Below are 20,188 nucleotides of genomic sequence, written 5' to 3' on the forward strand. Positions count from 1 at the left end.
ACGGCAAGCCTCGGCCTCCGGTTTGCTTGTGACCGGAACGGCGATCAAGACCAAAAAAAAGCCGCGGCATCGGATGCCGCGGCCTTTTCGTCCGCCTGGTTCGGAGATTGAAACCGATCAGTTCTTGGACTTGTCGACCAGCTTCTTCTCCTTGATCCACGGCATCATATCGCGCAGCCGTTCGCCGACCACTTCGATCTGATGCTCCGCACCCAAGCGACGCATCGCCTTCATGGTCGCCGCGCCGGCCTGATTCTCCAGGATGAACTCCTTGGCGAAGGCGCCGGACTGGATCTCCTTCAGAATGCGCTTCATCTCCGCCTTGGTGTCTTCGGTGATGATCCGCGGACCGCGGGTCAGGTCACCATACTCGGCCGTGTTGGAGATCGAATAGCGCATGTTCGCGATGCCGCCCTCGTAGATCAGGTCGACGATCAACTTGACCTCGTGCAGACACTCGAAATAGGCCATCTCGGGCGCATAGCCGGCCTCGACCAGGGTCTCAAAGCCGGCCTGGATGAGCGAGGTCAGGCCGCCGCACAGCACCACCTGCTCGCCGAAGAGGTCGGTCTCACACTCCTCGCGGAAACTCGTCTCGATGACGCCGGCACGCCCGCCGCCGTTGGCGCTGGCATAGGCCAGGGCGACATCGCGCGCCTGCCCGGACGCATCCTGGAAGACGGCAATCAGGCTCGGCACACCGCCGCCCTGGGTGTAGGTGGAACGGACCAGATGGCCGGGCCCCTTGGGCGCAATCATGATGACATCCAAATCCGCGCGCGGTTCGATCTGGCCGAAATGGATATTGAAACCGTGGGCGAAGGCAAGCGCCGCACCTTCGCGGATATGGGGGGCGATCTCTTCGCGATAGAGGCGTGCCTGATGCTCATCCGGAGCCAGGATCATGACCACATCGGCCCAGGCCGCCGCTTCCGGGATGGACTTCACATCCAGACCGGCATTGGCCGCCTTGGCGGCGGAGGCTGAGCCGGGGCGCAAGCCAACCGCCACCGTGACACCCGAATCCTTGAGGTTATTGGCATGGGCATGACCCTGCGAGCCATAGCCGATGATGGCCACCCGCTTACCCTGGATCAGGGACAGGTCGGCGTCTTTGTCATAATAAACGTTGATGCTCATTTGCGTTCTTGCGTTCAGTTGCGGACGATAAAGCGTTACAGCGTCAAGCCCTTGTCGCCGCGGGCGATGCCGGTGGGGCCGGAGCGCACCACTTCAACAATCAATCCCGTGGGGACCGCGTCGATGAAAGCGTCGAGCTTCTTGGAGGCGCCGGTCAGTTCCACGACATAACTGGTGTCAGTCACGTCGATGATCTTGGCCCGGAAGATATCGGCGAGCCGCTTGAGTTCCTCACGGTTCTCCCCCGCGGCACGCACCTTGATCATCATCATCTCCCGCTCGATGTGCGGGCCCTCGGTGAGATCAAAGACCTTGACGGTGTCGATGAGCTTGTTGAGCTGCTTCTTGATCTGCTCGACGATCTCTTCGTTCCCGTTGGTGACCAGGGTCATCCTGGACAGGGTCGGGTCATCCGTCGGCGCGACGGTGAGCGACTCGATATTGTAGCCGCGGGCGGAGAAGAGCCCGGCCACCCGGGACAACGCGCCTGCCTCATTCTCCAGCAATACGGCAATGATATGTCTCATCTTAGGCCAGCTCCCTATCAGACAAACTGGGCGGCAGGTGCATCTCGTGCTGACCCTTGCCGGCCGCGATCATCGGGTAAACGTTTTCGGTGGGGTCGACGACCACATCGAGGAATACGAAACGGTCTTTCATGGCGAAAGCCTCCTGCATGGCGGCCGCCAGGTCGGCGGGCCGCTCGACGCGCATCCCGACATGACCGAAGCTCTCGGCCAGCTTGACGAAATCAGGCAAGGCGTCGACATAGGAGTTCGAGTAACGGCTCTCGTAGAAGAATTCCTGCCACTGCCGAACCATCCCCATGTAACCATTGTTCAGCAGCACCACCTTGATCGGCAGCTTGTACTGCTGGCAGGTCGCCATCTCCTGGATGCACATCAGAATACTCGCCTCACCCGAAATACAGGCAACCTGCGCCTGCGGGAAGGCCAGCTGCACCCCCATGGCCGCGGGCAGACCGAACCCCATGGTGCCGAGCCCACCCGAATTGATCCAGCGACGCGGCTTGTCGAAGGGATAGAACTGGGCGGCGAACATCTGGTGCTGACCCACGTCGGAGGTCAGATAGAGGTCGCCCTTGGTCACCTGGTACAGGGTCTCGACGGCAAACTGCGGCTTAATCTTGTCGCTGTGGCGATCGTAGTGCAGGCAATCCACGCGCCGCCACTCCTCGATCTTGGCCCACCAGTCCGCGACCGGCCGCCCGGTACTGGCCGGTGCCTGTTCCTTCCACAGCCCCAGCATGTCGGTCAGCACGCTGGCGACCTGACCCACGATCGGCACATCCACCCGCACGTTCTTGGAGATGGACGACGGGTCCACGTCCACATGCACAATCTTGGCATGGGGACAGAAATGCTCGATCTTGCCCGTTACCCGATCATCGAAACGGGCGCCGATGGCAATGAGTACATCGGTCTCATGCATGGCCATATTGGCCTCGTAGGTCCCGTGCATCCCCAACATGCCGATGAACTGCGGGTCGGTCATGGGGTAGGCACCCAGCCCCATCAGGGTGCTGGTGAGGGGGAACCCGGTGAGCCGAGCCAGCTCGGTCAACTGTGCCGCCGCCTCGCCCAACACCACCCCACCACCGGTGTAGAGCACCGGGCGCTTGGCCTGGAGCATGAGCTCCACCGCCCGCTTGATCTGCCCCAGATGCCCCCGCTCAATGGGCTGATAGGAGCGCATCTGGATCTCGCGCGGATAGTGATAGGGAATCTTGATGTTCGGATCGGTGACATCCTTGGGGATGTCCACCACCACCGGACCCGGCCGGCCGGTCATCGCGATATAAAACGCCTTGCGCAGTGTCGTCGCCAGGTCGCGCACATCCTTGACCAGGAAGTTGTGCTTGACGCAGGGACGGGTGATGCCGACGGTGTCGACCTCCTGGAAGGCATCGCTGCCGATGACCGGCGTCGGCACCTGACCGGAGATGCAGACCATCGGGATCGAGTCCATGTACGCGGTCGCAATGCCGGTCACCGCGTTGGTCGCACCCGGACCCGAGGTCACCAGACAGACGCCGCACCGCCCGGTGGCCCGGGCATACCCATCGGCCGCATGGGCCGCCGCCTGTTCATGGCGGACCAGGATGTGCTTGACCTGATCCTGCTTGAACAGGGCGTCATACATGTGCAGCACCGCGCCGCCCGGATACCCGAAGACATACTCGACGCCTTCGTCGATCAACGCCTGGACGACGATCTCGGCGCCGCTGAGATCCACCCCGTTCATATCCACAGTATTAACCTCCGACTCAAAACAGCCCGTCAGACGTGCAGCGGGCGGAGACCGACGCGCAGCGCAACCGCCACCCCAGCGTCCGGATCATCCGTCCCGGTCGCCGCATCGGCAGCGGACTGGGGAAACAGCATAGACTGTTCAAAAAAGAGAGGACGTTACAGGAGACGCGCGCCCAGGGTCAATATCCCGACCCAGATCCCCCGCGGCCGATCGCCATCAGACGCCGGCCGGCGCTTGCACCCGGCGTCGCTTTGATCATAATGGACGGCATGGTACGCCGATCCCATGTCATTGTTGTGATAGCCGGGTGCTCGACTCGCCGGGGTCCGGGAGGTCGCTTGCGCGCCTGGGCGCTGGGGTTGGCAGTGGCGGGTATCGGCCTCGCCGCTTTTTCATCCCAGTCTTTGGGGGAAATGTACCGCTGGGTGGACGAGAGCGGCACCACCGTCTACGCGCAGCAACCGCCGCCGGGGATCCAGGCAACCCCCATCAAGCCGCACCCGGCACCCGGCGCCGACACCACCGGCCAAGCCGCCGAGCAGTTGCGCGGACGGGTTGAACAGGACATCGACAAGCGCGAGGACCAGGCGCTCAAGGCCGAGGCGGCAGCCAAGCAGGCGGCCGAAGAGACCGCGCGAAAGACCAACTGCGACGCGGCGCGCAAGAATCTCAACACCCTCCAGACCCGCGGCAAGGGACGGTTACGCACCCCGGACGGAAAATCCGGGTACCTTTCCAGGGATGAACTCGCCAAGGAGTTCGACAAGGCCCGCGAACAGATCAAAATCAACTGCAAGTGAATCCGCCGTGACCGCCCGCCCGTCACGGATTTGTCTTGGGACCGGCCGCACCCTAGACTAGCGCGTTTTTACTCCGGGACCCCTGGCCCCATGCGCACTTCCCAATTTCCGCTCCAGACCGTCAAGGAGACCCCGGCCGACGCCGAGGTCATCAGCCATCAACTGATGCTGCGTGCCGGCATGATCCGCAAGCTGGCGGCCGGACTCTATACCTGGCTCCCGCTGGGGCTGCGCGTGCTGCGCAAGGTCGAGCACATTGTGCGCGATGAGATGGACCGGGCCGGCGCCCTGGAAGTCCTGATGCCCGCGGTGCAGCCGGCGGAGCTCTGGATCGAGTCCGGCCGCTGGGAAAAATACGGCCCCGAACTGCTGCGCCTGAAGGACCGCCACCACCGCGAGTTCTGCTTCGGCCCGACCCACGAAGAAATCATCACTGATCTGGCGCGCAACGAGCTCAAGAGCTACAAGCAGTTACCAGTCAATTTCTACCAGATCCAGACCAAGTTCCGCGACGAAATCCGCCCACGCTTCGGGGTGATGCGGGCCCGCGAGTTCCTGATGAAGGATGCTTATTCCTTCCACGCGGACGACGCCTCGCTGGCCGCGACCTACGCGGTCATGCACGCCGCCTACTCACGCATCTTCACCCGCTGCGGCCTGGATTTCCGCCCGGTGCAGGCCGATACCGGCAGCATCGGCGGCAATGCATCACACGAGTTCCATGTGCTCGCCTCCTCCGGAGAGGACGCCATCGCCTTCTCCTCCGACTCGAACTATGCCGCCAATGTGGAACTGGCCGAGGCCCTGGCCCCGGCCGCTGCCGCGCCGGCACCCGCGCAGGAGTCGCGGCTGGTCGATACCCCAGCGGCCAAGACCATCGCCGACCTCGTGACCCAGTTCGGCCAGCCGATCGAGCGCACGGTCAAGACCCTGGTGGTGGCCGCCGCGGAGGGGGTCACGGGCGGTCTGGTCGCGCTCCTGGTGCGCGGCGACCACGAGCTCAACGCGGTCAAGGCCGCCAAGCTCCCGCAGGTGGCCGCACCGCTGCGCATGGCCGGCGAGGCGGAGATCCGCACCGCCATCGGCGCCGGCCCCGGCTCACTGGGTCCCAAGGACCTGCCGCTGACCTGTATCGTCGACCGTGCGGTGGCGGTCACCGCCGACTTCTGCTGCGGCGCCAACCAGGACGGCAAGCACTGGTTCGGGCTCAACTGGGGCCGCGACCTGCCGTTGCCCGAGGTCGCGGACCTGCGCAACGTCATGGACGGCGACCCCAGCCCGGACGGCCGCGGAACGCTCACTATCGCCCGCGGCATCGAGGTGGGACACATCTTCCAGCTTGGCCGCAAGTATAGTGACGCGATGAAGGCCACGGTCCTGGGTGAAGACGGCCGCGCCCTGACCATGACCATGGGCTGCTACGGCATCGGCGTCTCCCGCGTGGTGGCCGCCGCCGTCGAACAACATCACGACGAGCGCGGTATCTGCTGGCCGGCCCCCATCGCTCCCTTCGCGGTCGCCCTGCTGCCGATGAAGCTCGGTAAGTCCTACCGGGTACGTGAGGCCACCGAACAGATCTATGCGGACCTGCAGGCCGCCGGGATCGAGGTTCTGCTCGATGACCGCGACGCCCGGCCCGGCTTCATGTTCGCCGACATGGAACTGATCGGCATCCCCCACCGGGTGGTGGTGGGCGACAAGGGTCTGGACGACGGCATGGTCGAATACAAAGGCCGCCGCGATGCCGAGATGCAATTGATTCCGATTGCGGAGATCGTCGGGTTCCTGATGGAACGTCTGCGACCTACGGCGCAATGAGACAGCAGCCGCGGCAAGGGCCTTGGTCATAAACCCAGCCACCGCGCGATCTGCACAGTCGTCGATCCGCACAGCGGACCCTACTGGTCACTGGGTTACCGTAGGGTCCGCTGTGCGGACTGTCCGCGGCCGGAACGATGATCAACGCCCCGAAAAATCCTATAGGGGATTGTATTCGTTGTCTAACCTATTTCTCACTCGTTACTAATACGAAATACGACAGCATTCAGGCCCCCTCATGCACAAAGACGCTTCCTTCGATCGCGATCAACTCCTGGCCTGCGGGCATGGCGACATGTTCGGCCCGGGCAATGCCCAGTTGCCGATCCCCAACATGCTGATGATGGACCGGGTGGTCCGCATCGCCAACTACGGCGGCGCCTACAGCAAAGGCGAGATCCACGCGGAACTCGACATCAAGCCCGAACTCTGGTTCTTCCAATGTCACTTCCCCGGCGACCCCGTTATGCCCGGCTGCCTGGGCCTGGACGCCTTGTGGCAACTGGTCGGCTTCTATCTCGCGTGGGTCGGTAATCCGGGACATGGACGGGCGCTCGGCGTCGGTGAAGTCAAGTTCACCGGCCAGGTGTTGCCGACCGCCGCCAAGGTCACCTACCAAATCGAGATGAAACGGGTCATCAGCCGCAAGCTGGTGCTCGGTATCGGCGACGGAGTGGTGCAGGTGGACGGCCGGACCATCTATACGGCCAAGGATCTGCGGGTGGGGCTATTTACCTCGACTGAGGGGTTCTAGTGCTGATTTCCTGACCTCCTTGCGATACCGCGGTACAGCCTTCGTAACTGATATCCAGACAGACCCTCGATATAGGGGCGGGTTTGAAACCCGCCCCTACGTCCGGTTATCACGTCCGACGGCTATAACGCCGACGGTCGCGATCACGTGCGGCCCCATCGCGGCCGGAGGCCGCTCCCACGGGGTCGCGGCAAGCAGTAACAAGGGGCGCCAGGGCGCCCCTTCGGTTTGCGGATCGGCGAAACCCGCCACGGCGATCAACTGTCGAGGTTGTCGAGGGCCTTCTGGAAACGGTTGGCATGCGACCGCTCGGCCTTGGCCAGGGTCTCAAACCAGTCCGCAATCTCGTCAAAACCCTCGGCGCGGGCCGTCTTGGCCATGCCGGGGTACATATCGGTGTACTCGTGCGTCTCACCGGCGATTGCGGCCTTCAGGTTGAGACTGGTGCCGCCGATCGGCAGACCGGTAGCGGGATCACCGACGGCCTCCAGGTACTCCAGATGGCCGTGAGCATGACCGGTCTCGCCCTCGGCGGTCGAGCGGAATACGGCAGCGACATCGTTGTAACCTTCGACATCCGCCTTGGCGGCAAAGTAAAGATAACGACGGTTTGCCTGAGACTCGCCGGCGAAGGCGTCTTTCAGGCTGGCTTCGGTTTTGCTGCCCTTGAGATCCATTACGGTTTCCTCGGTTGAGTTGAGTTAAGCTACGTGTGGTCGAAACCTTAGTGACCCAAGTGCCACGGCAAAAATTGTTTATTCCGATGGCACCGATCGTCGGATTTTATCGCCCTGTGACTTGGTTCCATACCGGTAACCCGTGATTTTGCTACAACAACTCCGACAGGGAGATTGAGCAGAATAATCGGGACAAACCATGCGAAGAGCCCTCATGGCAACCACAGTGTCGGCACCGTCCGTGACCCATCAAGACAGAGCATCGACCCAGCGTGATGAGACACCCCGGCCAGCCGATGACTCCTGGCGGCTGATCCAGATCACGGACTCGCACCTGTTCGCCGCCGCCGACGCGCGCCTGCTGGACCTGAACACAAGGCGCAGCTTCGCGGCGGTACTTGCCCTGGCCCTGGAGCACGCGGAACCTGCCGCCGCACTGGTGATGACAGGCGATCTGGTGCACGACGAGAGCGCCGCGGGCTACGCCTACCTGGCCCAGGCGCTCGGCGCCCTCGGCTGCCCCTGCTTCTGTATCCCCGGCAACCATGACCGGCGGGGCCTGATGGAGACTTGGCTGGGTGCGTCAGCCATCGAATCCGTTGCCGAGCGGCGGCTGGGCACCTGGAATCTGATCTTTCTGGACTCGACCCAACCCGGCAAGGACGGCGGGCAGCTGACACCGCGCCAAGTCGCGCAAGTGGAGACCCTGCTGCAACGGAATCCGGGGCCAACCCTGGTGTTTCTCCACCAACACCCGATTCCCGTGGGCAGCGACTGGATCGACACCATCGACGTCGCCAACGGTGCCGAACTGCTCGCGGTGTGCGACCGGCATCCGCAGGTGAAGGCGATCGTCTGCGGCCACATCCACCAGGAATTCGCAAGCGTCCGCAGACACTATCAAATCCTGGGCACACCATCGACCTGCTTCCAATTCATGCCCGGCAGCCCCGTGTTTGCCCTGGACGCACGCACCCCAGGGTACCGGGAGTTGCGACTGCATGCGGACGGGCGCCTCGACTCCTGGGTGGTGCGCCTGGCCGAGTACCCGGAACCCCTCGTCTACAGCACCATCGGTTACTGACCGTCCGACGCTCGACGCTCAGGCGATTGCCGGAAATCGCCTATTGCCTCAGCCGACCGTGAACCCTGACCGCACCTGGTAGACCAGAAGGTCACAAGCAACCCCGCTGACCCGCGCCATGGGCGGTCCGCCGCGCAGCCAGTCACGCAATGCCGCAACGGCCTCCGGGGCGCCGCAGGCCAGCACCTCCACGCGCCCGTCGGGCAGATTACGGACATGGCCGGTGACCCCAAGACGCACCGCCTGCTCGCGGGTCGCGGCGCGGAAATAGACCCCCTGAACGCGGCCGCTCACGACACACCGATAACAGACCGGTGGGTCGGTTTCAGCCCCCTCTACCATCGCATCACCCATGGCACCCTCCCACCCGACTCATCCGGGCGCCCCAGCCGGGGCCGCAGGCGCGGGCGCTTCACGCTCGCGCTTGTACTTGGGGAAGGGGGTGTCCTGATAACGGCCACTGGTCACATACTCGCCGAGCCACAGAAATTCCTGCGCGTCGCCGGTCGCACCCGTGTATTTGGCGAGCAGTTTGCCCTGCACGTCGAAAAAGGCGAAGACCGGCGTAGCACGCACCCGGTAATCTTTGAGTGCGAAGTCTTTTTGGGTCTTGTGCTGACCGCTGAAGTCGGTGATCTCCACATCGCCTTCAATGTCGACCGGGAAAATCAGGAAATGTTCCTTGAAATAGGCCTGTACCTCCGGGCGACTGAGCACCGTGGACTTCATGCGATGGCAAAAGGGGCATTCGTCCATCTCGAACATCAGCAGCACACCCTGCTTGCCTTGTGCCTTGGCGTTCGCGAGTTCCTCCGCGAAATCGCCGAAGGTTTGGTCGAAAAAGGCTGCCGAGTCAGCGGTCTGCGCCAAGGTCGGCGCAGCCGACAGCGCGGACCACAGCAGTGCGGCCAGAAACCAGTGGGCTCGGGGTCGGATACGGATAGGCAGTCGGGTCATGGTGAGAGGATTCCTCATGATGGCGTGGATGACCGGTGCTAGTGACCTGCGACGATGTCGCGCGAGGGCCTTGATCGTAATCCCGGCCAGCGGCGTGCGTAGTCAGGACTTCCAGCCCTGGCGGTGTCAGGCCAGGATGGCCTGACTACGCACCCGGCGAGCCCAAGTGGCCGGAATCTTGATCCAGGCCCCAGCCGGGTGACGGCTGGATTTCGGCACGAACAGCATTCTGGCCGTAACGGCGGCCCCGTTGCAACGCGGCGCCGGGCTGGGACACTGTTAAACTGGGGCCTGCACCACGCGCTCGACCGTCCTCTCGGAGACCTGCACTTGAGCTACATCCTGATTCTCTATTACAGCCGTCACGGCGCCACTTTCGAACTGGCCCGCCAGATCGCCCGCGGAGTCGAGTCAATCGCGGGGATCGAGGCGCGTCTGCGCACCGTGCCCGCCGTATCCACCGTCTGCGAAGCCTCCGAAGCCGCGGTTCCCGCAACGGGCGCCCCCTATGTCACACTCGACGACCTGCGCGACTGCGCCGGACTGGCCCTGGGCAGCCCCACCCGCTTCGGCAACATGGCGGCTCCGATGAAATATTTCCTGGACGGAACCAGCGCCCTGTGGCTCGCGGGCGCACTCGTCGGCAAGCCGGCCGCGGTCTTCACCTCGACCTCGAGCCCACACGGCGGCCAGGAGGCGACACTGCTGACGATGCTGGTGCCCTTGCTGCACCACGGCATGTTGCTCATGGGCATCCCCTACAGCGAGGGCGATCTGCTGCACACCCGCGGCGGCGGAACCCCTTACGGTGCTTCGCACCTCGCCGGTCCGGACAATAAACTACCGGTGTCGGACGAGGAACGGCGGCTCGCCCAGGCCCTGGGCAAACGTCTGGCCCACACCGCGCTGGCACTCGCGCGCGCGCCGACCTGAGCACAGCTGTCCGCCGGCCGTGTTCGCCCGCGCCCTGCAACTGCATCTGCCCATCGAGCTGATCCGCGAGCCGACCTTGGCCGAATTCCTGCCCGGACCCAACGCCGAGGCGGCGGCGGCCATTCGCGGAACCGCCACGGGTCAGGGCGACCCCTTTCTCTTCCTGTATGGCCCGCCCGAGACCGGCAAGACCCACCTGCTCCAGGCCGCCTGCCTCACCGCCGCCGCGGCCAAGCGTCAGGCCCATTTCATCCCGTTGGGGCGGGCCGGTATCGCACCCGGCATCCTGGAGAATCTGGAGCGCTTGGATCTGGTCGCCGTGGACGATCTGGACCGCATCGTCGGGGACCGGGGGTGGGAACTGGCGCTCTTCAACCTGTTCAACCGGCTGCGCGAATGCGGGCGCGCCCTGATCACCAGCGCCGCCGTCGGACCCGCTGACCTGGCGTTGGGTCTGCCGGATTTGCGCTCGCGGCTGCACTGGGGGCCGCGCTACCGGCTGCTCCCGCTGACCGAACCGGACTGCGAGCAGCTCCTGGTCGAGTCCGCCCGGCGCCGGGGAATGGCCGTCGGCGCGGAGGTGACGCGCTACATCCTGACCCACCATCCGCGCAATCCGTCCGCGCTCCTGGATCTGGTGGAGCGCGTCGACCGACTCTGCCTGCGCGAGCAGCGCCCGCCGACCATCCCCGTGGTACGGCGGGTCATGCGCGGCGAGTCGGCCGAGTAGGGCTATTCGTCGCGCCAGCCATGGCGGCGGGCCTTGGCCGACCACACCAGGACATACTGCACCCCACTCACCAGCGTGGTCGCCAGACAGGTCCAGATCAGGGTCTCGATCAACCAACCCGGCAGCGGGATGGGCACCGCCTGCATAATCACACCGACCACCAGAACCAGTTGCACCAGCGTGTTGAGTTTACTGATGCGGGTGGGTGCCGCCTCCAGAATCTCGACCCGATAGTTGTAGAGCAGCGCCCCGCCGACGATCACCAGATCGCGGAACACCACCGCCAGCACCAGCCATACCGGGATCAATCCCAGCGAACCCAGCACCAGGAAACAAATCACCAACAGGGCCTTGTCGGCCAGCGGATCGAGAATACCGCCCAGCCGGCTCTGCCAACCGTAGTGCTTGGCAAGAAAACCGTCGACACCGTCTGATACGCCGGCAAACGCAAACAGCGCCAGCGCCCAGCCGAACTCATGGGACAACAACAACCAGACCACCGGGATCACGGCGATCAGGCGCAGTGCGCTGATGATATTGGGTATGTCCTTCAGCCTCACGGGAATCACCGATAGCGCCGCGCGGCGGCAAGCACGGCGGATGCTAGCGCCCCGCGGCGTCCTTGGGAAGCCGTACGGTTGTTTGGGACAACAAAGAATCGCTCAGTGCGGCAAAATGCTGGAATTCAAGGCCACAACGGGTCGTCGCGTCGCGTAGCGCCCCAGCAGGACCGTACGGCCAGGCGGGGCCGTCGCTGGTAGAATCGCCGAATGCCACCCATCGGAGCCGCTCGCGTGACCCAGGAAACCCCACCACTCCCGTCCCTCAGCTACCGTGACGCCGGCGTCGATATCGACGCCGGCGCGGCCCTGGTCGAGCGGATCAAGCCGCTGGCTGCCGCCACCTTCCGCCCGGGCGTAGTGACCGGGCTGGGCGGCTTCGGCGCGCTGTTCGCGCTGCCCATCCAGAAGTATCGGGAACCCATCCTGGTCTCCGGCACGGACGGGGTCGGCACCAAGCTCAAGCTCGCCATCGCACTCAAGCGCCACGACACCATCGGTATCGATCTGGTCGCGATGTGTGTCAACGACATCCTGGTCAGCGGCGCCGAACCACTGTTTTTTTTGGATTATTACGCATCGGGCCGGCTGGATTTGGAGGTCGCCACCGCGGTCATCACCGGCATTGCCCGCGGCTGCGAACTGGCGGGCTGCGCCCTGACCGGCGGTGAGACCGCCGAGATGCCCGGTATGTACGGTGCCGACGACTACGATCTGGCGGGTTTCTGCGTCGGCATTGCCGAGCGCTCCGAGCTGATCCTGCCGGACCGGGTCCCCCCGGTGACCGGCTGATCGGGATCGGCTCGTCCGGCCCCCACTCCAACGGCTACTCGCTGATCCGCAAGGTCATTGAGGTCAGCGGGGCGGACCTGAACACGGACCTGGAGGGCGAGACCCTGGGCGCCCGACTGCTCGCACCGACGCGCATCTATGTGCGCTCGGTGCTGCCGCTGACACGGGCGCTGCGCGTCCATGCACTGGCGCACATCACCGGCGGCGGCATCACGGAGAACCTGCCGCGGGTGCTCCCGGAAGGCACCTGTGCGCGCGTCGACATGGGCAGTTGGCAGCGCCCGGCGGTCTTCGACTGGCTGCAGCGCCAGGGCGGCATCGCGGAGGCCGAGCTGCGCCGCACCTTCAACTGCGGGCTGGGGATGGTGGTCTGTGTGGCCCCGGAGGATGCCGACACCGCGCTGGCGATGCTGACCGCCGCCGGGGAGCAGGCGTGGCCGCTCGGTGCGGTCGAGTCGACATCCGGCGCGCCGCGGGTGGTCTACGCGGATGATGCGGACCATGACTGAGGCCGCGGCCGTCGTGGCGCCGCCGCTTCCGGTGGTGGTGCTGATTTCCGGGTCCGGCAGTAACCTCCAGGCGCTGATCGATGCGCAGGACGCCTCGCCCTATCGCATTACCGCGGTCATCAGCAACGAGCGGACCGCCTTCGGTCTGGAACGGGCACGGCGCGCCGGCATCCCGACCACCGTAGTCAGCCATCGCGCGTGCGCGGATCGGGCGGCCTTCGATGAGGCCCTGACCGCTGCGATCGACTGCCGGACACCCGGCCTGGTCGCGCTGGCCGGTTTCATGCGGATTCTCACCCCCACGTTCGTCGCTCATTATGCCGGACGGATCCTCAATATCCACCCGTCACTGCTCCCTAAGTTCCGCGGTCTGAATACCCATCGCCGCGCCCTGGAGGCTGGCGAGCACGAACATGGGGCAAGCGTCCACTTCGTCACCGCCGAACTGGACGGCGGTCCGGTGATCCTGCAGGGCCGGGTACCGATCCTGCCGACGGATGATCCGAATCAACTGGCCGCGCGCGTGCTGACGGCGGAGCATCGGCTCTACCCGCGGGTCGTCGGCTGGTTTGCCCAGGGGCGCTTGCGGCTCGGGGAGGATGGCCGGGCGCTGTTCGACGGGGCAGCACTCGACGCGCCGCTGTGCCTGGACGATCAGACACCCGGTTAGGTCTAGTGCAGTACGCCAATCATTCCGCAACCGCTCCCAGTCGCTATCGTTGTCGTAATCGTAATCGACTGATTTTCGACACTGGGAGGCATGATCGAGGCTCGGTCGGGCCGATTACGATTACGACAACGACAACGACAACGACAACGACAACGACAACGACAACGATCGGAAACGGCAGCAATCGATCTGGCGTGCTGCGCTAGGTTCCGGTCTTGCTGCTGCTGGAGTCAACGGATCGTTCACTACTCCCCGCGGAGAACCCCGCCGTCAGCATCTTCTGGAACATATCCCAGGAAGCCATGGTGCCGGCCATATAGGGCTGGAACAGCTTCATCGGGTCATAGCCTTCGACGCCCGCCGTCATGCGCGCGCGGATGTCGTCCATGAGCTGCTGCTGGAACGCCTCGACATCGGGCAGGCCGACCAGCTTACGCATCTCGGCGGGGGTGATATCAAAGTTGAGTGTAATTTTCATGCAAGAGTCCTCGGATCTCAGTTTTTCGGGCGGTGCCGCACGCCAACCCGCCGCGCGGACCGCGCCTGCTCAGCACCCCTTGTCGGTATCAGCCACTGTGACCGACCCAGGCGACCGCTGCAAGCCGTAAAAGCAAGTGCCGAGAACGGTCAATGGCGGCTGGCACGCGGCACCGCGGCCGTCGGCACCGGCTCATCCACCGCCAGCGTGCGGCGCACCCGGCGGCCGATCAGCACGCAGGCACGCTCGAACGCACGGCTCGCCTCGCGGGCGTTCCACTCCCAATCGGACGGATGGGAGGCCGCCTCGAACTGCCAATGACCGGTCATCAGCACGGCACCGATCCGCACTTCCAAGGTCCAGTCACGCCAGACCTGCTCGGACTTGCCGTCCTCCACGAACTCCTGCTCCACCAGCCGCACATAGTTTCCGGCGCTGTCGTCCATCGCCAGCACATTGGATTGCACCAGCGACTCGTCCACGCAGCTCGCCCAACCCGTATGCACGGCACTCGCGGTACCCATCAAGGCGTGAATCAGGAGGGCCGGTGTCGTGGCAAGCATGAGCGGAGTGTCCCAATCCGGCTCACCCGTATCGACTTCGTTGGTCATCGTTGCCCTCTCGTGTTGCGGCCCCGGCATGCGGCCTGCCAGGCCGCACAGTGTATACCGATCGATGGTGCGTCTCAGGCGATTTGCAGGATGGGTTTACGCCCGGCGCCAAAACCCGGTATGGTGCCATCCAAGCAAGACCAAGGGTAACAGTCGATGAAGGTCGCGATCTTTTCAGATGTACAGGCCAATTTTCCGGCCATGGAGGAAGCGGTCGCCCGCATCCTCGCGTGGCACCCGGATCTGGTCATCATGGCCGGTGACCTGGTCAACCGTGGCCCCAGAAGTCTGGACTGCCTGGAACTGTTCGACGGACTGCGGCATGGTCAGGGCTGGCTGCCGGTTCAGGGCAACCATGAAACCTGGATCCACCGGTGTCGCCGCGAGGCGGCGCGCACGCCCCTGGAGGCTGACCTGCGGCGCTTCGCCGACTGGACCCTGGCCCAGGTGCAACCACGACTGGACGCCATGACCGACTGGCCGGATCACCTGTGCTTCCACGGCGGCACCGATGACAGTTGGGTGCACGTCACCCACGGCACCATGACCAGCAACCGTGAAGGGATTTCGGCCGGGGTCCCGGACGAGGCGCTGCGCGGCAAACTCCCCCCCGACATCGCCCTCTTCGTCACCGCCCACACCCATCGACCGCTGGAACGGGTACTGGACGGCACCCCGATCCTCAACGTCGGCTCGGTCGGCTCCCCGTTCGACGGCGATCCGCGCGGCAGCTATGCCCAACTGGAGTGGCACGGCGGGCGCTGGCATTGGCAAATCCTGCGCTTCGACTACGATCGCGACCAGGCGCAGCGCGACTTTCTGGAATCCGGGTTCATCGAGGAGGGCGGCCCGCTGGCGCGCATCCTGTACGAGGAATGGCGTCAGGCGCGGCTCTTCATGCCGCTCTGGCGACGCGACTTCGAACCCGCGGTCCTGGCCGGCGAGCGCGCCCTGGAGCCGGCGGTCCGGGACTTTCTGTCCCAGCTCGACGCGCACTGATTCCCTGCCGCGACGATTGATCAGGACCGGCAACAACGGGCCGCGATGATAATCCGACCCGCCCATCCCCGCGGTACGCAAACGAACCTTTGAGTAGTGAAGTCCCATGGCCGACTCCGACAGCATCCGCCGTTTCCTCTTTGAAGACACCGGCATCCGCGGCAACCTGGTCCACCTGGACGCCAGTTGGCGCGCCGTACTCGACGCCCACCCCTATCCAAAGGCGGTGCGCGTCCACCTGGGGCAGGCCCTGGCAGCGGTCACCCTGCTCAGTGCCATCGTCAAGTTCGAGGGCTCCCTGATCCTGCAAGTCCAGGGCGAAGGCCCGCTCCGCACCCTGGTCGCGCAGGCCACCAGCGCGCGCACCATCCGCGGCGTGGCCCGCTGGGAAGGGGAGGTTCCCTACGGCGCGCCACTCGCCGAATGCTGCGGTGCCGGCCGCCTGGTGTTGACCATCGAGCGCGGCGACGGCTCGCCCTATCAGGGGGTCGTCCCATTGGTCGGCGACGACATCGCGCAGGCCCTGGGGCGCTATTTCGAGGCGTCAGAGCAAATCCCCACCCGGCTGTGGCTGGCCGCCGACGGATCGCGGGCGGCCGGCCTGCTGCTGCAACGCCTGCCCTCCGATGCCGACAGCGATGACTGGGGACGCGTCGGCCTGCTGGCCGCCACCGTCAAGCCCGCCGAACTCCTGGAACTGCCCGCCGCGGAACTGCTGCACCGGCTCTTCAACGAGGAATCGGTCCGGCTCTTCGACTCCGAGCCGATCGCCTTCCGCTGCGGCTGCTCGCGCACCCGCATCGAGGACATGCTGCGCATCATGGGCGAGACCGAGGTCCAGTCCATCGTCACCGAGCAGGGCGAGCTACAGGTGACCTGCGAATTCTGCAACCGCACCTACCGCCTGGATGCCGTGGACGCGGGACAGTTGTTCGCCGCGAGCACCAGGCACGCCTCGCCCACCCTGCGGCAATAACCGTCAGATTGTCGGATGCGGTGAGGCACGGACACTGGTGGCGAATTCGCTAACCTACTGAAACCCAGCGCCTCCAGATCCTGCTATCAAGGAGTTACGGGCTCTCTGGGCATTTCGCCACCAGTGTCAGGCACGAACCGCATCATCCACGATTCACCAGTTTGCAGCACCGCAGGCACCGGCCTCGATCAAGATTCCGGCCACTTGGGCTCGCCGGGTGCGTAGTCAGGCCATCCTGGCCTGACACCGTCAGGGCTGGAAGCCCTGACTACACACGCCGCCGGCCGGGATGACGATCAAGGCCCAGGCACCAAACACGCTCATTTCCGGCTAAACTGCGCGTTCGGATTGAACCGACCCCGACCGACCTAGCGGACGTAGCCTTTGTGAGCGACCTCCCCAGCCTGTTGCAACCCCTCCTCGGCCTGATCCTGATCACCACGCTGGCCTGGGGCCTGAGCGAGGACCGCCGGGCGGTGCGTCTGCGGCTCGTGATCGGCGCCCTGGCGCTGCAACTCCTGCTCGCGGTCGTGCTGCTCAAGCTGCCCGCCGCCAAGGGCCTCTTTCTCGGGCTGAACCAACTGGTGCTCGCCATCCAGGCGGCGACCCAGGAGGGCACCGCTATGGTCTTCGGCTACCTGGGCGGCGGGCCTCTGCCCTTCGACCTGGTGCGCCCCGAAAACAGCTTTGTGCTGGCCTTCCGCGCCCTGCCCCTGCTGCTGGTTATCAGTGCACTCTCGGCACTGCTGTTCCACTGGCGCATCCTGCCGCTGGTGGTCCAGGGCTTCGCCTGGGTGCTGCGCCGCACGCTCGGCACCGGGGGGCCGCTCGGCCTGGCCGCCGCCGCCAACGTCTTCGTCGGCATGACCGAGGCCCCGCTGCTGATCCGGCCCTATCTCGCGGGCCTGTCGCGCAGCGCCCTGTTCGGCGTCATGACCTGCGGCATGGCCACCGTGGCCGGCACCGTCATGTTCCTCTATGCCGGCATCCTGGGGCCGGTGATCCCCGACGCCATGGGCCACATCCTCACCGCCTCGCTCATCAATGCCCCGGCCGCGCTGCTGATCGCCGGCCTGCTGGTCCCGGAGACGCGTGACGCCGGCGCGGACCCCGTGCCCATCGTCCCCGAGACCAACAGCGCCATGGACGCCATCACCCGCGGCACCCTGGACGCCATCCCGCTATGGCTGAACATCATCGCCATGCTGGTGGTCATGGTCGCCCTGGTGGGGATCCTCAATCAGGTCATGGGACTGCTGCCCGACGTGGCCGGCGCTCCGCTCACCGCGCAGCGCGCCCTGGGCTGGGCCATGGCCCCGGTGGTCTGGCTGATCGGCATCCCCTGGGCCGAGGCCACCACCGCCGGCGCCCTGATGGGCGTCAAGACGATCCTGAATGAACTCATCGCCTACCTCCAACTCGCCGCCCTGCCCAACGGCGCCCTGAGCGAGCGCAGCGCGCTCATCATGACCTACGCCCTGTGCGGCTTCGCCAACTTCGGCAGCCTCGGTATCCTGATCGGCGGCCTGGGCGCCATGGCCCCGCAGCGGCGCCCCGAGATCGTCGGGCTGGGGATGAAATCCATCTTGGCCGGGACCCTGGCGACCCTGATGACCGGGGCGGTGGTGGCCATGTTGATCTGATCAAGGAGCGCCGACTTTGGTCATGGTTAGCCGGTCGACCTCGCATCTGCGTGGCACTCGTCCGGCTAACAGTCATGGAAAGAACATCAGCCGACCCCAAACAGTGAATGTCCCCGTGGGAGCGGCGTCCCGCCGCGATGCGGCGCCGCGGTGACTTCTAAACCTGCGGCTGCGCGCCCGGCCCCGTCGCGGCGGGACGCCGCTCCCACAGGGTCGCTGCGCGACTTCCACGACGACATGCCGGGCGGATGAACCGACGAACCTGCCGGTGCAGATTCGCCGGAAATCGCCTACGATCGGCAGGCCCGCGGCGCCGCATGCCACTGCCGCCCGACCCATGGCCGCCCCCGCCCAACCCGACCCCCTGCGTGACCTCTACCGTGCCCTGAGCGGCGCGGGCGCCCTGCGGCTGGAACCGGACCACCCCTGGTACGTGCCGATTCACGCCGACGATCCGGCGAAAGACCCGATCCTGCGGTTGTGGCAGCGGCTCGATCTGGCCGAGTCCGAAAGCGTCCATTTGCTCACCGGCTTTCGCGGCAACGGCAAGAGCACCGAACTGCGGCGCCTGCGCAAGCTGCTGCACGAGGAGACCCGGGCCCGGGTCTTTCTGGTCGACATGCTGAACTCACTGCTGATGACCAAGCCGCTGGAGCCCTCGGACTTCGTCCTGTCCCTGATGACCGCCTTCGCGCTCAGGCGGTGGAGCAGGAGACCGACCTGAAAGCCATGACCCACGGCTATTGGGAGCGTCTGACCTGCTTCCTGACGTCTGAAGTGGGCCTGGATATCGGACTCGACCTCAAGGATCTCGGCGCCCCCGCCAAGCTCGGCTTCAAGCCCATTTGGAGTGGCTTAGGCTCTCGGCTCCGTCCATCGGGATTCTCCACTGCTGTGTGCTTGGCGGCTCACAACATGGAGTTTCCTGGATGGACTCCCGGAAATATCAAACGTTTCGTGTATCTCCGGCGAAGCCGGGGGTTTTCCCATCTCAATAATATTGTTTTCTAGAGATTTTATGTACTCAATTTGAATTCCTGAGACCTTCAATTACGGGGAGGATTTCCTCAATTTCGTTCCCTGAACAGGTCGCTGGTGTAGTGAGCCCACTCTTTGGTTTTCGGGCCGAATTGGTCCACTTTAGGGACCTGTCGAGGAGTCGCTACAGGGATGCAACGAAGGCGTCCGTGCCGATTGGCCGGCCGTTGCTGGCGTGACCGCACAAACAGTTCCTTGACTTTCCAGTCCTCGGGCAATTCCGGGGACAGTTCAGTAAACTGTCCCCGGAACTCGGAACTCGCGCCCCTACACCAAGGGTCTGTCCGGATATCAGCTCGACGATCGAAAGGGCGATGACGGCAAGCGCGAGGTGCATGCCGCGATCCTGCTCGGCGCCGAATGGCGCCTCGAAACGGCGCCCTTCGTCCGCCGCCACGCCGACCCACTCCATGCGCTCGTCTCCAGCACCGCGCGAGGCGGCCTGCCCGAAGGCAGGCCCGCGCGCAACCGCTCAGGTTATCTCGAGCGCGAACGCGACCGTGTCGCGCAGTTGACCCTGGTAGAGGAAGCCCGAGCCGTGCGTGGTCTTTAAGGACATCGTCAGGTTGACCGCGAAGCTGCACTTGGTGTGCGGCCCGAGCATCTGGGCGAACGATGTGATCGCGACTACTGATGAGAATAGTCAGGTTGCCGCCGATGGCAAGAAGCCAAATACTGCAGATACGTACTTCTACTTAGGCTCAATATGGGTTCCGGACTGCTGAGTCTAGCTCGCTCTTAGGGT

General features: G+C 64.9%; 21 protein-coding genes and 1 pseudogene. 13 read left to right on the plus strand and 9 right to left on the minus strand.

The genetic code is table 11. The features are described 5' to 3' along the window. Positions 1–117 precede the first annotated feature (117 nt). Genes ilvC through QZY03_RS01675 form a run of 3 tightly spaced genes read right to left on the minus strand, consistent with a single transcriptional unit; the run spans position 118 to position 3,405 of the window. Positions 118–1,140, minus strand: coding sequence for a ketol-acid reductoisomerase (gene ilvC / locus QZY03_RS01665; protein ID WP_020505920.1), 1,023 nt, complete (start codon positions 1,138–1,140; stop codon positions 118–120). Between the two features lie 35 nt (positions 1,141–1,175). Next, positions 1,176–1,667: an acetolactate synthase small subunit gene (ilvN, locus tag QZY03_RS01670; RefSeq protein WP_295577599.1), complete on the minus strand. Its 492-nt coding sequence runs from the start codon at positions 1,665–1,667 to the stop codon at positions 1,176–1,178. Position 1,668: 1 nt separating this feature from the next. After that, positions 1,669–3,405, minus strand: coding sequence for an acetolactate synthase 3 large subunit (locus QZY03_RS01675; protein ID WP_295577650.1), 1,737 nt, complete (start codon positions 3,403–3,405; stop codon positions 1,669–1,671). A gap of 347 nt (positions 3,406–3,752) precedes the next feature. Between QZY03_RS01675 and QZY03_RS01680 the strand changes: the two genes are divergently transcribed. From QZY03_RS01680 to fabA, 3 genes are all read left to right on the plus strand, one after another. Continuing rightward, positions 3,753–4,214, plus strand: coding sequence for a DUF4124 domain-containing protein (locus tag QZY03_RS01680; protein ID WP_295577602.1), 462 nt, complete (start codon positions 3,753–3,755; stop codon positions 4,212–4,214). Between the two features lie 90 nt (positions 4,215–4,304). After that, positions 4,305–6,032 carry a proline--tRNA ligase gene (locus tag QZY03_RS01685; protein ID WP_295577604.1) on the plus strand — a complete coding sequence of 576 codons (1,728 nt, stop codon included), beginning with the start codon at positions 4,305–4,307 and terminating at the stop codon, positions 6,030–6,032. Positions 6,033–6,270: 238 nt separating this feature from the next. Further along, entirely contained in the window at positions 6,271–6,786 is a 516-nt protein-coding gene (gene fabA / locus QZY03_RS01690; protein ID WP_020505925.1) for a 3-hydroxyacyl-[acyl-carrier-protein] dehydratase FabA, read from the plus strand. A gap of 257 nt (positions 6,787–7,043) precedes the next feature. Here the strand turns inward: fabA and QZY03_RS01695 are convergent, their stop codons facing one another. After that, entirely contained in the window at positions 7,044–7,463 is a 420-nt protein-coding gene (locus QZY03_RS01695) for a rubrerythrin family protein (RefSeq protein ID WP_295577606.1), read from the minus strand. 214 nt (positions 7,464–7,677) lie between these two features. Here QZY03_RS01695 and QZY03_RS01700 point away from each other — a divergent pair, with 214 nt between their 5' ends. Continuing rightward, positions 7,678–8,547: a metallophosphoesterase gene (locus QZY03_RS01700; protein WP_295577608.1), complete on the plus strand. Its 870-nt coding sequence runs from the start codon at positions 7,678–7,680 to the stop codon at positions 8,545–8,547. A 48-nt stretch (positions 8,548–8,595) separates the two neighbouring features. Here QZY03_RS01700 and QZY03_RS01705 read toward each other — a convergent pair whose 3' ends face one another. Together QZY03_RS01705 and QZY03_RS01710 are read right to left on the minus strand one after the other, a co-directional pair. Next, on the minus strand, positions 8,596–8,901 hold the full coding sequence (locus QZY03_RS01705; protein ID WP_295577610.1) for an acylphosphatase: 306 nt from the start codon (positions 8,899–8,901) through the stop codon (positions 8,596–8,598). Positions 8,902–8,919: 18 nt separating this feature from the next. Then, positions 8,920–9,504 (minus strand): thioredoxin family protein, encoded by a 585-nt coding sequence (locus tag QZY03_RS01710; RefSeq protein ID WP_295577613.1) that lies wholly within the window; start codon positions 9,502–9,504, stop codon positions 8,920–8,922. A gap of 330 nt (positions 9,505–9,834) precedes the next feature. Between QZY03_RS01710 and wrbA the strand changes: the two genes are divergently transcribed. Both wrbA and hda read left to right on the plus strand, forming a co-directional pair. Next, the gene (gene wrbA, locus QZY03_RS01715; RefSeq protein ID WP_295577615.1) at positions 9,835–10,437 is read left to right on the plus strand and encodes an NAD(P)H:quinone oxidoreductase; all 603 of its coding nucleotides are present in this window, start codon (positions 9,835–9,837) and stop codon (positions 10,435–10,437) included. A gap of 19 nt (positions 10,438–10,456) precedes the next feature. After that, a complete protein-coding gene (gene hda / locus QZY03_RS01720) occupies positions 10,457–11,167 on the plus strand; it encodes a DnaA regulatory inactivator Hda (RefSeq protein WP_295577617.1) in 711 nt (236 codons plus the stop codon). A gap of 2 nt (positions 11,168–11,169) precedes the next feature. On the opposite strand, the gene QZY03_RS01725 is transcribed toward hda, so the two are convergent. Beyond that, positions 11,170–11,727: a CDP-alcohol phosphatidyltransferase family protein gene (locus QZY03_RS01725; RefSeq protein WP_295577618.1), complete on the minus strand. Its 558-nt coding sequence runs from the start codon at positions 11,725–11,727 to the stop codon at positions 11,170–11,172. Between the two features lie 210 nt (positions 11,728–11,937). Here QZY03_RS01725 and purM point away from each other — a divergent pair. Both purM and purN read left to right on the plus strand, forming a co-directional pair. After that, positions 11,938–13,028 (plus strand): annotated as a pseudogene (purM, locus tag QZY03_RS01730) (phosphoribosylformylglycinamidine cyclo-ligase). Then, a complete protein-coding gene (gene purN / locus QZY03_RS01735) occupies positions 13,021–13,698 on the plus strand; it encodes a phosphoribosylglycinamide formyltransferase (RefSeq protein ID WP_295577620.1) in 678 nt (225 codons plus the stop codon). Before purM ends, purN begins: the two are co-directional and overlap by 8 nt. A 202-nt stretch (positions 13,699–13,900) precedes the next feature. On the opposite strand, the gene QZY03_RS01740 is transcribed toward purN, so the two are convergent. Next, positions 13,901–14,176, minus strand: coding sequence for a DUF6489 family protein (locus QZY03_RS01740; RefSeq protein ID WP_295577622.1), 276 nt, complete (start codon positions 14,174–14,176; stop codon positions 13,901–13,903). Between the two features lie 149 nt (positions 14,177–14,325). Further along, positions 14,326–14,787 carry a hypothetical protein gene (locus QZY03_RS01745; protein ID WP_295577625.1) on the minus strand — a complete coding sequence of 154 codons (462 nt, stop codon included), beginning with the start codon at positions 14,785–14,787 and terminating at the stop codon, positions 14,326–14,328. 156 nt (positions 14,788–14,943) lie between these two features. Here QZY03_RS01745 and QZY03_RS01750 point away from each other — a divergent pair, with 156 nt between their 5' ends. The 5 genes from QZY03_RS01750 to QZY03_RS01770 all read left to right on the plus strand — a co-directional run bounded on the left by QZY03_RS01750 (position 14,944) and on the right by QZY03_RS01770 (position 19,996). Then, positions 14,944–15,786, plus strand: coding sequence for a metallophosphoesterase family protein (locus QZY03_RS01750; RefSeq protein WP_295577628.1), 843 nt, complete (start codon positions 14,944–14,946; stop codon positions 15,784–15,786). 106 nt (positions 15,787–15,892) lie between these two features. After that, positions 15,893–16,762, plus strand: coding sequence for an Hsp33 family molecular chaperone HslO (hslO, locus tag QZY03_RS01755; protein WP_295577630.1), 870 nt, complete (start codon positions 15,893–15,895; stop codon positions 16,760–16,762). A gap of 386 nt (positions 16,763–17,148) precedes the next feature. Then, complete coding sequence (locus QZY03_RS01760; RefSeq protein ID WP_295577633.1) at positions 17,149–18,405, plus strand: nucleoside transporter C-terminal domain-containing protein; 1,257 nt, start codon at positions 17,149–17,151, stop codon at positions 18,403–18,405. Positions 18,406–18,742: 337 nt separating this feature from the next. After that, positions 18,743–19,129, plus strand: coding sequence for a hypothetical protein (locus tag QZY03_RS01765; protein WP_295577636.1), 387 nt, complete (start codon positions 18,743–18,745; stop codon positions 19,127–19,129). Between the two features lie 645 nt (positions 19,130–19,774). Next, complete coding sequence (locus QZY03_RS01770) at positions 19,775–19,996, plus strand: hypothetical protein (RefSeq protein ID WP_295577638.1); 222 nt, start codon at positions 19,775–19,777, stop codon at positions 19,994–19,996. Positions 19,997–20,188: the final 192 nt, after the last annotated feature.

The organism is uncultured Lamprocystis sp. (genome assembly GCF_903933125.1).
In the GTDB taxonomy this organism is placed as follows: domain Bacteria; phylum Pseudomonadota; class Gammaproteobacteria; order Chromatiales; family Chromatiaceae; genus Thiodictyon.

What these genes read in the sequence shown, in the direction of transcription:
- QZY03_RS01700 (WP_295577608.1), top strand. Translation starts at nt 7,678, where the DNA reads ATGGCAACCACAGTGTCGGCACCGTCCGTGACCCATCAAGACAGAGCA.
- ilvC (WP_020505920.1), bottom strand. Translation starts at nt 1,140, where the DNA reads ATGAGCATCAACGTTTATTATGACAAAGACGCCGACCTGTCCCTGATC.
- QZY03_RS01710 (WP_295577613.1), bottom strand. Translation starts at nt 9,504, where the DNA reads ATGACCCGACTGCCTATCCGTATCCGACCCCGAGCCCACTGGTTTCTG.
- QZY03_RS01705 (WP_295577610.1), bottom strand. Translation starts at nt 8,901, where the DNA reads ATGGGTGATGCGATGGTAGAGGGGGCTGAAACCGACCCACCGGTCTGT.
- purN (WP_295577620.1), top strand. Translation starts at nt 13,021, where the DNA reads ATGACTGAGGCCGCGGCCGTCGTGGCGCCGCCGCTTCCGGTGGTGGTG.
- QZY03_RS01745 (WP_295577625.1), bottom strand. Translation starts at nt 14,787, where the DNA reads ATGACCAACGAAGTCGATACGGGTGAGCCGGATTGGGACACTCCGCTC.
- fabA (WP_020505925.1), top strand. Translation starts at nt 6,271, where the DNA reads ATGCACAAAGACGCTTCCTTCGATCGCGATCAACTCCTGGCCTGCGGG.
- QZY03_RS01765 (WP_295577636.1), top strand. Translation starts at nt 18,743, where the DNA reads ATGGCCGCCCCCGCCCAACCCGACCCCCTGCGTGACCTCTACCGTGCC.
- QZY03_RS01750 (WP_295577628.1), top strand. Translation starts at nt 14,944, where the DNA reads ATGAAGGTCGCGATCTTTTCAGATGTACAGGCCAATTTTCCGGCCATG.
- QZY03_RS01685 (WP_295577604.1), top strand. Translation starts at nt 4,305, where the DNA reads ATGCGCACTTCCCAATTTCCGCTCCAGACCGTCAAGGAGACCCCGGCC.
- ilvN (WP_295577599.1), bottom strand. Translation starts at nt 1,667, where the DNA reads ATGAGACATATCATTGCCGTATTGCTGGAGAATGAGGCAGGCGCGTTG.
- QZY03_RS01675 (WP_295577650.1), bottom strand. Translation starts at nt 3,405, where the DNA reads ATGAACGGGGTGGATCTCAGCGGCGCCGAGATCGTCGTCCAGGCGTTG.
- QZY03_RS01695 (WP_295577606.1), bottom strand. Translation starts at nt 7,463, where the DNA reads ATGGATCTCAAGGGCAGCAAAACCGAAGCCAGCCTGAAAGACGCCTTC.
- QZY03_RS01740 (WP_295577622.1), bottom strand. Translation starts at nt 14,176, where the DNA reads ATGAAAATTACACTCAACTTTGATATCACCCCCGCCGAGATGCGTAAG.
- hslO (WP_295577630.1), top strand. Translation starts at nt 15,893, where the DNA reads ATGGCCGACTCCGACAGCATCCGCCGTTTCCTCTTTGAAGACACCGGC.